Raw genomic sequence first — 16,870 nt, 5'->3', positions numbered from 1 at the left:
CCCCCAGAGGATGTCGATAAATATAAGGAAGGAATAGGAGCGCGCGGCCAAAAGGCCCCTCGCCCGTTTTACAGGAGGAAAAAAAATGATTCACAGCACCAGATCAGTCAGCCGATTAACGACCACCTACAATAACGTCGCGACCATAGCCACGGCGGCCAGAGAAAGACTCTCGTCTCAACTGCGTTTAACTTCTCGGACTTTTGGCGTGGTCGGCGCACTTGGCCTGCTCAACAGCCTCGCCTGCGGCGGAGGATCTGACGGACGGCCTACCGGACTGGAGATCGCCGAAAACGGGATCGACGCCGGTTCATTCAGCACTTTTGACGGCGGCCGGGCCGACGCTCTGGCCGACGTCATCGCCCAGCCCGAAGCCGCCGCTCAAACCGACGCGGTTTCCGAAGAGGTCAAACAAGATCCGCCGGTCGGCATTCTCGCCCAATCAGACTGGCTCTATGTCCCGGCCGAGCAGATCGGCAAGACCGTTTTTGTGACCGCGGATTTCACCCTGCAAGTCCTGGACGGCACCCCAATGGTAATTCCGGGGATCCAAAACGCCAGCAAAGTCGTGGTTGAATTTGTCACCGATTCGACCCAACTCCCTAACCTCTATGACGACCCGATGCGGGCCCCTAACGCGACATATCCATGTATCCCCGGCGTCGCGAATCTGGCATTGGACGGCAACGGCCAATACCTTATCAGTTCCGTCCCTGCCGATGAGCTTGGCGACCTGATAACCCCGCTTTACCTGACCATGTTCAAGGCTGTTTCAAAGATCTCAAACAACGGCCAGCCGGTAGCCCCCCAGGAATCAACGTTTGATATAGAAACTTCTCCAAATATTGTCGGAACTTCCTGCGAATTACCGACAGCCCTGACCAGCCTGGAAGGCGGGACCGCTTATGCCGCGCCGGCTGTTGTCGAGCTGAAACCAGAATTTTTTACTTCAGGGGCCATGCACTGGACAGGGACCGCCCAGTTCGGGGTTAATACCGAAGGGCTCTCTTACTCCGGTTATGGTTTTAACGTCCAATTTACTGTAAGGGTGGTGGAATAAAAACATGAAAAGCATCAAAAAAGCGGTCTGGGCAATATTTTTGGTCCTGGGACTGGTCGCCGCCAGCGGGGCTTTTGCCGCCGCTGACGCGGTCATTATTCCATCCAAGAGCGCCGTCAACCCGATCTACCAAACGCTTTATGTTCCGGACAATACAACTTCACCCGCCCGGATCAGAGTTTATACTTACAATGGCTCCAGCTGGAATTCGACCGCAACCAACATTACACCGGCGGGAATTTCCACTACCGCCAAGATCTACGGCCTGGCCGTTTCTGAAGACGGCTCTTCCCTTTTTGTTTCGATCAACGACCTGCGCCAATCGCGCGTCAGGATCTACTCGCTTGCTAATGGCATGCCGGGCAATTATTCTTACCAGGACGCGACCTGGGCCAGGGACGGATCTGGCTATCTGACCGAAGGGGACGCTTCCATCGCCGGGATCGCCGTTCAGGGGGATATGCTTTACGTCGCCGACATGAACCTCGGCCGGGTCCATTATTTCAAGAACACTAACGGGACCTGGGCGCACGCCGGAGATATTACCAGCGGCCTCTCGGTCCTGGCACCGTACTATGACGTCGCCGTTTCCGCTCCCGAAGCCAACGGCAATTATTCGATCTTTGTCAGCCGCAAGAGCAACACCTCCAGCAAAGAACTCCTTGTCTACCGCTATGAAAGCGGCGCGGTCGTCAATACTCTAAAAACTTCATTTGACCTGCAGGTCCCGACCTATCTTAAAGTCGCCGGCAACAAGCTCTGCGTCGCCCTCAACGGGACCGACGGCGATGTCAAGGTCTATACCATCAGCTCCACTTCCCCCTACCTGACCGAAAAAGCGACGATCTCCAACCCATCGGGGGTCACCGCCAACTACGGCTGGAACGGGCTCGATGTCACTCCCGACAACAGCTACCTTTATTATATCCAGGCCCAGAATGCCAGTGAAACCTCAACCAGGCTCTATAGGGTTACATTGACCAGCGCCAATGGAGCGGTAACCGCCACCAACGTTAACGACTACTCCACAACCAGTAAATACGACGGCCTGGCGATCTCTCCTGACAGATTGCGCCTTGCCACCACCTATAGCGGCGACGGCACAATTTTGCAATACAATCTTAACGGCAACCTTGGCAACCCTGGGGCGATCCCCCCGGTTGTCACCTCCATTACCCCGACTTCCGCCAACTGGGGAGAGAATAAAGCAGTGGTGATCAAGGGGGAACATTTCCTCTCCACTACCACCGCCTTCCTGGTTAACGGCACCGAACATGCGATCTCAGCGATCGCCGTCGTTTCACCTACTACAATTAATGCAACTATCGATACAAATTCGTTCACTAACGAAACTAAAACCTACGCACTCCGGCTCAAGAACGGGACTTCGCAGAACGAGCTGCTCAGCGCTTTCACTATTAATAAGACCAACCAGGCGCCGAACGCACCGACCGACTTCAGCCAGAGCCCGGTCGCTTTTGGCGGCAAAACCAACGCCAATTCCATCACCTTCAAGTTCAAGATGACCGACCCGAACAACCCCGACACCTTGACCCCGCAGATCAGGTACACCAGGACCGGCTCAATGGTCTGGTCCAGCTGGATCTCCGGCACGGCGGTAAACTATACCGGGACAGCGGTCGACGGCTCCGTCACCGTTGATTTCAGCGCCCAGGTCGACAACAATTACGAATGGCAGGCCCGGGTCGGCGACTCTGGCGGGCTCTACGGCTCCATGGCCCAGCCAAGCACATCGCCTGATTTTATTATCGACCGGACACCGCCCAAAGTCAGCGCTTCTGATCCAAGCGCCGGCGCAACCGGTGTTTCCAGCGGAACAACAATCGCCATCACTTTTAGCGAAGCGATGAAGGATTCCGCTTTCAACGGCGCTGTCGCCAAGGTCATGATCGGCTCTACGCTAATCGCGCATACCGAAAGCTATAACAGCACCAGCAAGGTCCTGACCATCACCCCTAATGCTCCAGGCTTAACCCCTGGATCAACGGTCAAGGTCCACCTGAACGGCACCGGACAGCCAACCCTGACCGACACGGTCGGTAATTCGCTTGACGGCGACAACAACGGGACCAGCGGCGGCGAGTATCTTTTGACCTTTACCATCGGAGGGTCCAACTCCGCCCCGAACGCCTTCAACAAGCTCTCTCCGGCCGATAAGTCGATAATTTACACCCTTTCCCCGACCCTGACCTGGGAAAACAACGGGGATCCGGACGCCGGAGATTATATCGATCACTATATCGTTACGATCAGAAACCTCACTACTCAAATCGACAGCACCTACACGGTAGCCGGTAATCAAAGCTCTTTTCCCGCTTCGCTTGCCGTGTCAACCAGCTACTCCTGGCATGTGGCCGCTTTCGATAAATGGGGAGCCTCGTATGACTCACAACCGTGGTGGATGTTCAGCATCCTACCGGTCCCGACCCCGACCATTGACGCTAACGGGGTCAACCCGAATTCAGGGGAACGCGGCCAAACGCTCAACGTGGAGATCACCGGAACCGGCTTCTACGACCAGACCGCGGTCTCTTTCAGCGGGACCGGCATCAACGTAACAACCACCTACAACAGTCCGACAAAAGTCACGGCCAACATCTCCATCTCCGGCGCCGCCGCTCTCGGAGCGCGTGACGTGACCGTCACCAACCCGGGCAAGACACCGGCAACATTGCCTGCCGCCTTTACTGTTACCGACTCGGTCCCGACCCCGACCATCACCTTTAATGGGATCAATCCAAATTCCGGTCAGCAGGGTCAAACCCTCAACGTAGTTATTACCGGGACCGGGTTTATCAGTTCAACCGATGTCGCTTTCAGCGGTGTTATTAAAGATATTGACGTCAATTCGATCACTCTCAATAGCTCGACCCAGCTGACCGCGAATATCAGCATTATGGGAACGGCGGCCACCACTTTCCGGAACGTCACCGTCACCAATCCGGGAAAAACGCCGGCAACTGTAGTCAACGGGTTCAAAGTTGAACCGGCGACCCTGGCGCCAACCATTAAGAGCATTACACCAAACAGCGCCCTGCAAGGGGAAACCGTTAAAGTCACAATTATTGGAGACAACTTTGAGCCGGGAGCAACCGTCCGCTTGACCAGACTTTTCCAAACTCCGATCAATGCGGCCAAACTCATTCTTGTTTCCGATAAAGAGATCACCTGCGAGTTCCCGATCCCGGCTCTCGCCGTAACCGGATTATGGAACGTTGAAGTTAACCAGGGGGGACAGAGCGCTGTTTTATCCAACGGCTTCACTATTATTTCGTCTTCAACGGTTGTCCCGACCGTCACCTCGATCGACCCCGACGACGGGGTCCAGGGAGAAACGGTCAACATCGTCAATATCGTCGGGACAAACTTTGTGACCGGCGCGACCGTTAAGCTCTCGATGAGCGGCCAGCCCGACATCAACGCGACCAATGTTACGGTCGCCAACAGTCAGTACATCACCTGCCGCTTCCCGCTGCCGCTCGGAGCAATGCTCGGCAAGTGGGACGTCACCGTCACCAACCCAAGCACACTCTCCGGCACCCTGCCGCAGGGTTTTGAGATCTTCGCGGCGCCGGGAACCGCCCCGGTCATCACCAGCATTACGCCAAATGGCGGCAAACAGGGAGAGACAATCGCCATTACCGATCTGGCCGGTTCCAACTTTGTCAATGGGGCAACGGTCCACATCGCCAAGACCGGTGAAACCCCGATCGACGCGACCAATGTCGTAGTGGCCAGCTCTAACCAGATCACTTGTTCAATTCCACTCGCCCTGACGACCGCCACCGGCTCCTGGACCGTCATGGTCACCAATCCTGACACCCAGACCGGCCAATTGACCGACGGGTTTAGCGTTACGTCAAGCGAGACCGACCCGGTCGTCACCATTGATATTGTCCGCGATGGAGACACCCCGGGATCCGGAATCACCATCACCTGGACGACCGATCCGGCCAATACCGGGGTTGATGTTTACACCCTGACCTGCGCCATTGACCAGCCATCGGGCAGCTATACTTCGTATTTCACGACTGAAGCCAGCCAGTGGGTCAAAGCTCCAAACGGCGACAACCTGACCGGCGGGACCTACCAGATCCCGAACCTCGTCGGGACCGGCAACGCCGTCTATTACAAACTTATCGCTCATGGCACAACCCTGAAGAACAGCGACCTGCAGGCCAATGTCGTCGGTAAATTCGACCTGATCGTCGGACCGTACGAGACCCAGCCGGACAAGTTCTTTGTTTCCCTGCCGCTTGAGCCGATCGCTCCCAAAACCAATTCGGTCACCGATCTTTTCGGCAGCCAGGTTAGTGAAGGGGACAGCCTCCTGCTCTTCGACATGAACAAAGATGTTACCTATGGTTCGCTATATCAAGGCGGCGTTTGGGCCGCTTTCCCGGGCGTACCATCGATCAACAATCTGGCCGCCGGCCGCGCCTACGGATTCTCGACCCTGGCTGAAAAATACATTACTATTGTTGGTAAAGTGCCGACAACGCCGACCAACGATCTGTCGCTGGCAGGCGGCTGGGACAGCGTTAAAGACCAGGCGGCGGTTGCCGAATGGATCGGCAACGCTTATCCGACACCGGTAAATCTGTCTGTGTCTGGTTTGACCAGCGCCACCTCCATTGGCGATTCACCGCTCAACGGAGGAACCGCTTACCAGTTCAATGCCAACGCCAACCTGATAAACGGGGTTGACGGAATGGCGGTTAACACGACCGGCGGCTGGGTCAACGCGACGCTTAGCGCGCCGGCCACTCTGCAGCTTGTCCCGGGTAAGGGCTATATGCTGAACGAACCGGTTAAACAATCATTTAACTGGTCACAGCCGAAGCCCTACTAAAACAGGAGGAATCATTAAATGATCAATAAATTAAGTTTTCTAAAAGGGTTGTTTCTGGCGTTACTGGCGGTAACGTTAATGGCTGGAACGGCTAACGCTGTTGCCGCAACCGTTTCCTGCAACGGAACCAATAGCCCGGCCAACCAGATCTATAACAACACCGGCGTGGGAGGAACCCTTCTCGCCGCCGGCAAGTATGTTCAAATAATTCAATCAGCGGACATCACTCCCGGTAACCCTGATCTAACGACCGGCATTCCGTCTGGCGACACCATTGTTTCGACCGGAACACTGGCGACCAACGGCAATTTTTCCGGCAGCGGCAACATATCATCCAGCAATTATATTTACATCCGCGCCTGGGAAACCTGGAACGGAACAGGCGCTCCTTCCGGCAAATACGGCACCTCTGCCCCAAGCAGTGTCGGATCTGGCTTTGTTTTTACTTATAAACCGGCCAGCTTCGCGACTACAACCGACCTGCCGGTCCAGGCAACGCTTTCAACCATCTCCCCCAACAGCCGCGGTCAGGGAGCTCAATCACAAAATCTGACTCTGACCGGGACCAATTTCCAGGACGGCGCCACTGTCCAGTTCAGCGGCAGTGGGATCACCGTCAATTCAGTCACTTTCAACAGCGCGACCCAGTTAACCGTCAGCATCAGCGTCGCCTCCTCCGCCAGCACCGGCGCCCGAAATGTCACCGTCACCAATCCAGGCGCCGCGGCCAGCAACGCGACCGTGTTTACCGTCAACGCCGGCCCTTTGGCGACCTCGGCCAATCCGGCCGCCGCCGACCAGGGCTTTACCGGCAATGTCGTGTTAACCGGAACCAGCTTCCATAGCGGGACCTGGACCGCCGCTAATGTCGTTTTCAGCGGCTCCGGGATCACCGTTAATGCCGTTACTTACAACAGCGCGACCCAGCTGACCGTCAACGTCGCCGTCGCCGCCGGAGCAACTGCCGGCGCGCGAACCGTCACCCTGACCAACCCTGATGATGCCGGGGTCTTGACCAGCAGCGCGATTTTAACTGTTAACACTGTTTCAACCGCTCCGACCATCACCAGGCTGGAGCAAACCAGCGCCCCCGGCGTGCCGATCACTTCGGCCGGCATCGGCGACGGCATTTCGATTATCGGTTCTAATTTTGGAGCAACTCAAGGAACCAGCACGATCGCGATCAACGGCACCGCTGTTACCGCATTTTACTACTGGAGCGCGGGCAAGATCGATATCGCGGTTCCAACCGGGGCAACTTCCGGCAACGTGGTCGTCACTGTTAATGGCGTCGCCAGTAACGGGCAGCCTTTGACGATCAACAGCGCTCCTCCGGCGCTTAGCATCTCTACCAACAGTCTCCCCAACGGGACCGTCGGTGTCACCTACAGTCAAACTTTGCAAGCGTCCGGCGGCACCGCGCCTTACACCGCTTGGGCAATTACTGTTGGGTCATTACCAGCCGGTCTGTCGCTCAACACTTCAACCGGAATGATTTCGGGAACGCCGACCACCGCTCAAACAGCTAACTTCACGGTCCAGGTAACCGACTCAGCCGCCAAGACGGCAACCAGGGCTCTCTCGATCACAATCGATCCGGCGGGGGTTGTGACTACGCCAAACATCTCCGGCATTAACCCGGCGACCGCGTATCTTGGCCAAACTATTATTATCAGCGGGTCCAACTTTGGCGCCGGCAAAGGAGCCAGCACGGTTACTATTGGCGGCCAGAGCGCCAAGCCGGCTGCCTGGAGCGACAGCTCTATTTCTGTCGCGATCCCATCCGGGGTCGCCAGCGGTTCAGCCCAGGTCGTAGTTACTGTTTCCGGCAAAACCGGCAACAGCTCGGTCACGGTTGACACCAGCCGGACCTACCTCGAAGATTTTGAAGGGGGCTCGGTCGGCAACTGGACAATTGACAACAACAGCGACGGGAATCCGGATTCCGGTTACTACGCTTTTGGGACCGGGATCGAACCCAACAACAGCACCATTACCGCCAACGGCCCGCAAGCCGAAGCGGCCAAAGAAGGGGCCAAAGGGATGAAGGTCAAATATTCCTACACCTCCGATTGGGGCGGCGGCTGGGGAGCGGCTCTTGCTAACCAGCTCAACCTCTCCAGCGCGGACAAGATCAATCTCTACGTCAAATGGGACGGCTCCAGCAACGACGTAAAAGTCAGCCTCAAAGACGCCGACGGGACATCGTATGCCGCTGCCATAACCAACACGACTCTGACCGCCCTTTCCGGTTACGGCCTGGTCAGCCTTGACAAATCAAGCTTTGCCTACGACAAGGACGGGAGTGACGCCGGCGCCGACGCCAGCTTCAACTGGTCCAACGTCGGAAGCTATAACTTTGTCTATACGGCTAAGGGAACAACCGCCAATTACCAGTATATCGACAGCATTTTTGCGTCGACCGGGAGCACCCCGCCACCGCCTCCGCCAACCGGGGACGATCCGGTCATCACCTCGATCGACCCGACCATCGGGCCGGCCGGGACCAGGATGACGATCACCGGCTACAACTTTCGGGACAAAGATACCAGCACCTCCCGCAAGGTCTTGTTCATCTCGGGAGCTGGGGCAATTGTTGAAGCTTCCATTATCAGCTGGGAATCGACCCAGATCACTCTGACCGTTCCTGCCGCCCTGGGGACCGGCGCCTACGACGTCAAGGTCCTGGTAGAAGTCCCATCGGCTTCTGACCCGAGCATCATCCGGTCGTTCTATTCCAATCCGGCCGCTTTCACCGTTACCGCGGCCGCCCCCCCTCCGGGAACGATCATCGCCTACCCGACGCCGTTCAATCCAAACAGCGGCAACCCGCTTAAAGTGGAGTTCGACCCGGGAAGCGCCACCAACATTGGGGTCTATATTTTCGACATGACCGCCAGGCTGGTCAAGAGGGAGAACATCACTGGCGGACAGTTCACCTGGGACGGAAAAGACATGTACAACCTGACTGTCGGGGACGGGGTTTTCCTGGTCCGGATAGTCAACAACGAGAATCAGAGCCTGATCGCCAAGGGAAAGATCCTCGTCGTCAAGAAGTAAAGGAGAAGCCATGAAATTCTTCACCAAACTTGACGATATATATACGAGGGGGAAACGCCAAATGCTAAACATCAAATTATCGCGTGCTTGTGTCGCTTTCTTATTGCTTACAGCTTTAAGCTTACAGCTTATTAATCCTGCCTTCGCCACCGGCTACCTCGCCGACCCGATGAGCATCGGTGTCGGTGCCCGCTCCATGGGAATGGGCAAGGCTTACGTCGGCATGGCCGAAGACGGCGACGCTATTTTCACCAATCCGGCAGGGATAGCCGGTATTTCGTCCGCCAAACTCTCCAGCATGTACACCAACCTGCTGGGTGACGTCAACTACACCATTCTCGGCGGCGCCTTTCCTTATGGCGAAAGGTCAGCTATAGGGATCGGACTGGTCAGCTCCCGCGTGGCCGACATTACTTTGCGCGACGATACCGGAGCGATCACCGGTTCAAACCTGACCTGGGGGAGCAATGTCCTTTTTCTCTCCTACGGCACCTATTTAAGTGAGCTTCCGCTTAATTTAAATATGGGAAAAGATATCGCCATTGGGGCCAATCTCAAATATTTCAATGTCGGCGGTTCCGGGATCGACGGCTCCGGCTCCGGTTTTGACGCCGATCTCTCGGCCCTCTACCCGGCCAACGAATACGCCACTCTTGGGGTCACCCTGCAGAACGCCCTCCCGGCCAGCATTGGCGCCAAGATCACCAAGTCCGGCAACGATTACGACTCGATCCCTTCAACCCTGAAGGTCGGCGCCAAAGTCGCCCTGATGGATAAAGAAGGGAAAGGGCTCTTCACCAATTCCAGCCGCCGGCTCTATACCAATGTTGATTACGATTATTATCCGACCAGGACCAGTGTCCCGGGTGCTTTGCACGCCGGGGTCGAGTTCTGGCCGACCGACAACCTCGCCCTGCGGGCCGGTTCCGACGCCAGCGATATGACCCTGGGGGTCGGCGTCCGGGTCTCCGGGGTCGCTTTTGATTACGCCTATCATCCTTATGGCGGGATCACCGAGAACACTTCGCATTACTTCTCGGTCAGCTATGTCGGCGACCCGACCAAACGGACACTTCAGCTCTCGGTCGACTCGCCGTCGGACAAAGCGGTCATTTACGACGACAACGTCAAGGTCTCCGGCAAGGTCAATTTCACCGAAGGTGAAGTCGGCGGGACCATCAAAGATGTCACCGTCAAGGTCAATGGGATCAACGCCCAGGTCATGCCGGACGGCTCCTTTACCGCCAATGCACCGGTCAACAAATACGGCAAAAAGCTGGTCGCGATCGAAGCTGCCACTCCCGCCGGCGACAGCGCCGGCAAAGAGCTCCGGCTCGTCCGCCTGACCTCTTTTGCCGACGTCCCCGAAGGGTACTGGGCCAAAATGCCGATCGAGAACAACGCCACCGTCGGCCTGGTCCAGGGGTATCCGGACGGCAACTTTAAACCGAACAACGCCCTGACCCGGGCTGAACTCGCCACCCTGCTCGTTAGAGCCAAGGGGATAGAGCTTCCCGCCAGCCGCGCCCGCCAGGTGTTCAAAGATGTCAAACCGGATTTCTGGGCGGCCAAGTACATTGAAGTCGCTCAGCGCGAAGGGCTGATCAAAGGTTACCCGGACAAAAGCTTCCGCCCCAACAACAAGATCAGCAAAGCGGAAGGGATCGCGGTCCTCGTCCGCTTCGACAAGCTCGCCCTGGTCGAAGTCGACTCCAAGCCTTACTGGGACGTTTCACTCCATCATTGGGCGGCCCGCCATATCCAGGCGGCCAAAGACGCCGGGATGCTTAATTTCGTCAGCAGCAACAAGCTCGGCCCCAAACAGGTCCTGGTCCGCTCCCAGGCAGTCGACATGTTAGGCAAGACCTCCCTGGCCAGCGGCAAGATCAAAGACCTCTACACCTGGGAAAAAGGGTTCCAGAAAGAGTTCACGCCCGACGATCGGCCAAAGATCAGGGCGTCAGTTTACTAATGCCTGTAGTCTTGATATAATTGTCGACATAAATAGTACCTCCGAGTGCATAATTAGTTTTATTGGATTCAAGTATACTCGGAGGTATGATAATGAAAATTAAAAAATTCCTTGGGACCATGTTAGTTGTCTGGTTATCACTGGTCGCTTTTACTGGTATTGCCAATGCCACCGCTGTCACAGTTTCCTGCAACAACACTAATTCACCAGCCAATCAGATCTACAATAACACCGGGGTCGGAGGGACCCTTTTACCCGCTGGCCGCTACGTGCAACTTATCCAATCAACCGATAACACTGCAGGAGCGCCAAACAGCTCCACCGGCCTGCCGGCTGGCGACACGGTCATCTCTTCCGGAACGCTCTCTGCCGCCGGCAACTTTTCCGGCGCCTGCAATATTACGCAAAGCAATTACATCTACATCCGGGCCTGGGACACCTGGAACGGAACCGGGAGTCCTTCGGGAAACTATGGGACCTCGATCCCAAGTAGTGTCGGCTCCGGTTTTGTTTATACTTACAAACCAGCAAGCTTTGCCACAACAGTGAACATCTCTTCCGCCGTTACCCCGGCAACTTTAAGCGGGATCAACCCGAACAACGGGACCCAGGAGGTCAGCAATCTGGCGGTCGTATTAACTGGAACCAATATCCAGAATGGCGCCACCGCCGCGTTCAGCGGAACCGGGATCACGATCAATTCAACAACTATAAATAGCGCGACCCAGGCAACGGTTAACATCAGTATCGCGGCCTCGGCCACCACGGGAGATCGGACTGTTTCTATTACTAATCCAGGGGCTTCAGCCAGTAATGCCGTCACTTTTACTGTTAACGCTTCCGGCGGCGTCAACCATGCGCCGACCGCCAATGACGTAACAACTTCCACCGCCAGCAACACGTCAACCACGGTCAACTTCAGCGCCAGCGACCCGGACGGCAACCCATTGACCTACTCGATCGTCTCCAACCCGACACATGGCAGTCTAGGCACTGTTTCCGGTAGCCAGGTCACTTACACCCCGACCACCGGCTATACCGGCTCCGACAGCTTCACTTACCGGGCTAATGACGGGACAGCCTACTCCAACGTCGCGACGGTCAACATTACCGTTGGCGGATCAACGCCGCCGATCCCGCCGACTCCGGGAACTTCACCGGTCATTACCAATATCTATCGTTCAGGTTCGCTGGCGACAGACCCGGATCGGGCCAAAGGACCGGCCGGGGTCAGAATTATCGTGGAAGGGACCGGTTTCCGCGACAGCACGACCAGCGCCAGCCGCGCGCTTGAGTTTACTTCCCTTTCTACTTCTGCCCTGACCGAAGGGGTGGTCCTCAACTGGACCGACACCACGATCGAAGCAATCCTGCCGGCCGGTCTGGCCGCCGGGCTCTACGCCGTTGACGTCAAAGTGTCCGCTCCGTCAGCCGCTGATCCATCGGTGGTTACGACCTTTATTTCGACTCCGGTAAACTTCCAGGTCACCGCTTCAGCTGCGGGCGATGTCGCCCAGATCTTCCCCAATCCGTACAACCCGCTGACCGAGCAGGTCAATATTGTCGTCAGCAATACCGGCGGCGCTTCCCGCCTCGGCTATTACATCTACGACATGGCGGCCCAGCTGGTCTATAAATCGACTGGTTCCGCCAGCCAGATCACCTGGAACGGGATCGACCAATGGGGCCAAATGGTCAGCAACGGCGCCTATCTCTTAAGAGTCGTCAACGAGGATACCAAGAGCCTGCTGGCCAAAGGGAAGATCCTCGTGGTGAAACGATAATGGAGGACATAAAAATGAACAACGTAAATAATTATCTCAACCCTCACCCCCGGCCCCTCTCCCACAGGGAGAGGGGGGACCATTCGCTCTGGCGAATGGTGGGTGAGGGGATGCTTGCCTTGCTTATCGCTTACAGCTTACAGCTTATTTCCCCTGCCCACGCCGCCAGCTATATCGCCGACCCGACCGGTATCGCGGTTGGGGCCAGAGCGTTGAGCCTGGGTCGGGCATATGTCGCTGTTGCCGAAAACGGCGAAGCGGTTTTTGCTAACCCGGCCGGGATCGCCCTGATCACCGGACCCAAGGTCAGCGCCATGTATTCGTCCGTCATGGGAGACGTTGGCTACAGCGTATTGAGCGGCGCCTATCCGATCAACCAGAAAGCGACCCTCGGCCTTGGTTTTGCCAGCGCCCGCCTTTCCGGCATCCCGATCACCGATTCGACCGGCAATGTACTCGGAACAGGGGGCTGGGGAAACCATGTCCTCACACTCTCATACGGCACCTTTTTAAGCGCTTTCAATTCAAACTTCAATAAAGATATCCTGCTCGGCGCCAACCTGAAATATATCAGTGTCGGCGGCGAAGGGACAAATGTCGCGACCGTTGGCGGAACAGCGCTCAACGCCGACCTCGGGGTCCTCTTCCCGGTCAACAACCAGGTCATGCTTGGCGGGGTTTTCCAAAACGTCCTCGTAGGGAGCAAGCTCAATTCCAGCGGCGGGCAGACAGACGACAGCCTGGCCCCGACCTTGAAGCTTGGTTCGCGTTTTAACCTGATCGGTGAAAGCAACAAAGCTTATTTTACCCACGCTACCCGCAAGCTCTACCTCTCCGTTGACGGCGACATCAACCTGAGCAGCAAAAAGCCATCAGCCATTTACACCGGCCTCGAATTCTGGCCGGTCGAGAACCTGGCCCTGCGCGTCGGAAGCGACAACAGCGACCTGACCGCCGGGATCGGCATCCGCTACTCCGGGGTCGAGTTCAATTACGCCTACCACCCATATTCCGAGATCGGCGAGAACACCACCCACTACTTCTCGTTCGGCTACCTTGGCGAGGATAAAAAGCGCGAATACACCGTCCTGCTCGAGAGCCCGGCCGACAAGTCGATCGTCTATTCGGACAACGTCGCGGTCACCGGACGGGTTGAAGGGATCACTCCCGACGTCGCCAAGAACCTGACCGTCAAGGTCAACGACATCAACGCGGTAGTTTCACCGGACGGCAAGTTCCAGGTCAACGTCCCGGTCAACCAGTACGGCAAAAAGCTGCTAGTCGTCAAAGCCTATGATACCGAAGGGAACGCCGGCGCCAAAGACCTGCGCATTGTCCGCCTGACCTCTTTTGCCGACGTCCCTGAAGGGTACTGGGCCAAAATGCCGATCGAGAACAATGCTACCGTCGGCCTGATCCAGGGCTACCCGGACGGCGATTTTAAACCGAATCGGCCGCTCACCCGGGCCGAACTGGCCACCCTGCTGGTCAGGGCCAAAGGCTACGATGTCAAAGATGAACGCGGCCGCCAAGTATTTAAGGACGTCAAGCCTGATTTCTGGGCCGCCAAGTACGTCGAAATTGCCCAGCGCGAAGGGCTGGTCAAAGGCTACCCGGACAAATCGTTCCGCCCGAACAACAAGATCAGCAAGGCGGAGGGGATCGCGGTCCTGGTCCGTTTTGACAAGCTCCCGCTGGCCGAGGTCAACGCCAAGCCATACTGGGACGTTCCCGCCTACCACTGGGCCGCCCGCTACATTGAAGCGGCCAAGTCGGCCGGGATGCTGAACTTTGTCTCCGACAACCGGCTCAACCCGAAACAGGCGATGCTCCGTTCCCAGGCGGTCGACGTCCTGGCCAAGACATCTCTTGCCAGCACCAAGATCAAAGACCTGTATGAGTGGGAAAAGGGCTTTGTTCCCTCAACCACACAGGAGCGCCCGACACTGAAGGCTTCGCTGTATTAGAAAACTATTAACCGCGGAATTAATTCCGCGGTTAAATCACCAACCACAAACTAAATCAGTCGAATCTAAAGAGCTCTGGGGTAAAAACCCGGGGCTTTTTTGTTGTCTTTATCTCGCTCTCTTATCCGCCCTCTTTCCCTCCCTTGCCCGAGCCCTTTGTCCCGCCTTTACTTCCACCCTTTCCCCAAATAGCCTGAAATTTTTCCCATTATCCCCCGATAGATACTTGGTAGTTTATTAATATCTTTGGGAGGAAAAACAATGTCTATTAGAACCAGTTCAATTGCTAATCACGCCCGGGTTGTTAATTTTGTCCGTCGGTTTGCCGCTCCGGCCGCCATGCTTCTGGCGTTGCGCTCCGGTGTTGGCTGCGAAAAATCATCGGCCCCTATTGACGCCCGATGCGTTAACTTGCCGGCGGCTCCAACCCCCGCTTGTCCAACCGCGACCGCCGCTCCAACCGTGAGAGCGACCATTGTCGCGACCCATTTGGACGGAATAAAAGGTCTTGTCCCAACCCTGCCAACTCCCATTACCATCGGCCGCTCAACCAACCTGGTCTTTACTTTCCCGGCCGGAACAACTATCCCCAATGATCTAAAGTTCTCAGCCAGGCTTATTGCCGCCGATAACACTTCCCCCATCCCCCTGCTTGACCAAAACGTCGCGATTTCCGGGAATACAGTAACTATTTCCAACGTGACGCTTGCCGCCCGTCCTGGCAAATACACTGTTGCCCTGATGGCTTACGATCGATCAAGCAATCTTGACAAGATCTTTTCGATAATCGATATCTATCTGGCTCTCCCTGCAAATCCTGTTCCAACATCAACCGGCCAAAAACCACCAGCACCAGCACGCCCGCGCACTTTTTGCGACCTGAATCCTGGCGACTCAAAGTGCAACTTCTAAAACAGATGAAATTTTCAGCTGATCCTAACGATAATACTTTAGCGGGAAAAACGGGTTTGATGAAAACGCCTGAAATTTCAACGCAATTTTGACGATATATATAGGGGAGAAGAGAATATGAGCCACGCATCATTAATAACTAGAATTACCAGAAGGATCGCCCCGCTCGCTTTGACGGCCACGACCCTGCTGGGCGGATGCAAAGCGGCCCCCAAAAACCACGTCTCCGGCCAGCTCCCGAGCGGCAATTACCATTTCATTGTCGAAAGCAATGTGATGCTCAACCAGTCGATCTGCGGCGCTCGTTCGGCAGACGGGACCCTGATCCCCACGGCGCCAAACAACCCGCTCCTGGCCACCGAATTGACAGTTAACGGCCAAAAAAGGACCCTGGCCAATGTGGTTGCCGAGCATATTATTCTGGAAAGCGACCATCGAGCGGATTTTCTTGCTCTTGCTCCCTCAGCCAAACAGACCGCGGCCATCAACGACATTGCTGGCAAGATCGCCTCGAACGGGACTCTTTTGGCCAAACTTTCTCCCGACTCGCTTAACCTGTTGACCCGCTACTGCGAAACCGGCGGCAACGCCTCCCCTACCGGACTGATCCCCAATCTTGACATGGGGATCACAGACGAGATGATCAAAAACGCCATCAATCCAGGGACCCCGGCAACAGCCTCTACCGCCGCGCCGGCCTCGACGGCATCTTCCGTGCTCGGCTTGCGCGTCTGCGACGCTAATTTCCCTTGTTCAACCAACAATATCACGCCGGGGCAAACCATAACCGTTACCCTGGTCCTCAATGGCAAAGACCTCCCGACAAACATCAGCGATTACGTCCTCAACCTCGGTAATCGCGGTTTATCCGGGGTCATTAAAACAATTGAAAATCATGATGCCAACTATACGGTCCCGGGAACCGGCCGCAACATGGCGGCTGATGGAACAGTTTTTACCATTGAATTTACGGCTACACCCGGGGTCCAGGAGCCTCTCAATCGAACGCTCAAGCTTTACGTTAAACGCGCAAACAATCAAATTCAAGTAGCGAACGAGGATAATTATCTTAGGATCAATCGTCCTTCCAGGCCAGTGGTCGCCGCGACAGTAACCCCCCCGGTCGTTACTGTGCCGCCGGTCGCCACCACGCCGCCAACCAAGACGCCAAGCTTTTGCGACCGAAACCCGAGCGACTCAAAATGCAATTTCTAATAATAATGAATAATAAAAGAGAGGTAA

The 16,870-nt window shown here is 56.1% G+C and carries 8 protein-coding genes; all 8 read left to right on the top strand.

Translation table 11 applies throughout. The annotated features are described in order from the left end of the window. The first annotated feature begins 85 nt into the window (after positions 1-85). Positions 86-1,060 (top strand): hypothetical protein, encoded by a 975-nt coding sequence (locus KKF06_01695; GenBank protein ID MBU1616480.1) that lies wholly within the window; start codon positions 86-88, stop codon positions 1,058-1,060. A 4-nt stretch (positions 1,061-1,064) separates the two neighbouring features. Next, positions 1,065-5,933, top strand: coding sequence for an IPT/TIG domain-containing protein (locus KKF06_01690; GenBank protein MBU1616479.1), 4,869 nt, complete (start codon positions 1,065-1,067; stop codon positions 5,931-5,933). An 18-nt stretch (positions 5,934-5,951) separates the two neighbouring features. Then, positions 5,952-8,993 carry an IPT/TIG domain-containing protein gene (locus tag KKF06_01685; protein MBU1616478.1) on the top strand — a complete coding sequence of 1,014 codons (3,042 nt, stop codon included), beginning with the start codon at positions 5,952-5,954 and terminating at the stop codon, positions 8,991-8,993. A 61-nt stretch (positions 8,994-9,054) separates the two neighbouring features. Next, complete coding sequence (locus KKF06_01680; GenBank protein MBU1616477.1) at positions 9,055-10,965, top strand: PorV/PorQ family protein; 1,911 nt, start codon at positions 9,055-9,057, stop codon at positions 10,963-10,965. A 92-nt stretch (positions 10,966-11,057) separates the two neighbouring features. Next, positions 11,058-12,749, top strand: coding sequence for a cadherin-like domain-containing protein (locus tag KKF06_01675; protein ID MBU1616476.1), 1,692 nt, complete (start codon positions 11,058-11,060; stop codon positions 12,747-12,749). Between the two features lie 14 nt (positions 12,750-12,763). After that, positions 12,764-14,716 carry a PorV/PorQ family protein gene (locus tag KKF06_01670; protein ID MBU1616475.1) on the top strand — a complete coding sequence of 651 codons (1,953 nt, stop codon included), beginning with the start codon at positions 12,764-12,766 and terminating at the stop codon, positions 14,714-14,716. A 261-nt stretch (positions 14,717-14,977) separates the two neighbouring features. Beyond that, positions 14,978-15,628 (top strand): hypothetical protein, encoded by a 651-nt coding sequence (locus KKF06_01665; protein MBU1616474.1) that lies wholly within the window; start codon positions 14,978-14,980, stop codon positions 15,626-15,628. 117 nt (positions 15,629-15,745) lie between these two features. Further along, positions 15,746-16,843 (top strand): hypothetical protein, encoded by a 1,098-nt coding sequence (locus KKF06_01660; GenBank protein MBU1616473.1) that lies wholly within the window; start codon positions 15,746-15,748, stop codon positions 16,841-16,843. Positions 16,844-16,870: the final 27 nt, after the last annotated feature.

Source organism: Candidatus Margulisiibacteriota bacterium, from assembly GCA_018822365.1.
GTDB lineage: Bacteria > Margulisbacteria > WOR-1 > O2-12-FULL-45-9 > XYB2-FULL-48-7 > XYB2-FULL-45-9.
The sequence above is the reverse complement of the archived record's forward strand: the minus strand, read 5'-3'. Positions and strand labels throughout refer to the sequence as shown.

Coding starts and splice junctions, on each gene's coding strand:
- KKF06_01695 (MBU1616480.1), top strand. CDS start 86: ATGATTCACAGCACCAGATCAGTCAGCCGATTAACGACCACCTACAAT.
- KKF06_01690 (MBU1616479.1), top strand. CDS start 1,065: ATGAAAAGCATCAAAAAAGCGGTCTGGGCAATATTTTTGGTCCTGGGA.
- KKF06_01685 (MBU1616478.1), top strand. CDS start 5,952: ATGATCAATAAATTAAGTTTTCTAAAAGGGTTGTTTCTGGCGTTACTG.
- KKF06_01680 (MBU1616477.1), top strand. CDS start 9,055: ATGCTAAACATCAAATTATCGCGTGCTTGTGTCGCTTTCTTATTGCTT.
- KKF06_01675 (MBU1616476.1), top strand. CDS start 11,058: ATGAAAATTAAAAAATTCCTTGGGACCATGTTAGTTGTCTGGTTATCA.
- KKF06_01670 (MBU1616475.1), top strand. CDS start 12,764: ATGAACAACGTAAATAATTATCTCAACCCTCACCCCCGGCCCCTCTCC.
- KKF06_01665 (MBU1616474.1), top strand. CDS start 14,978: ATGTCTATTAGAACCAGTTCAATTGCTAATCACGCCCGGGTTGTTAAT.
- KKF06_01660 (MBU1616473.1), top strand. CDS start 15,746: ATGAGCCACGCATCATTAATAACTAGAATTACCAGAAGGATCGCCCCG.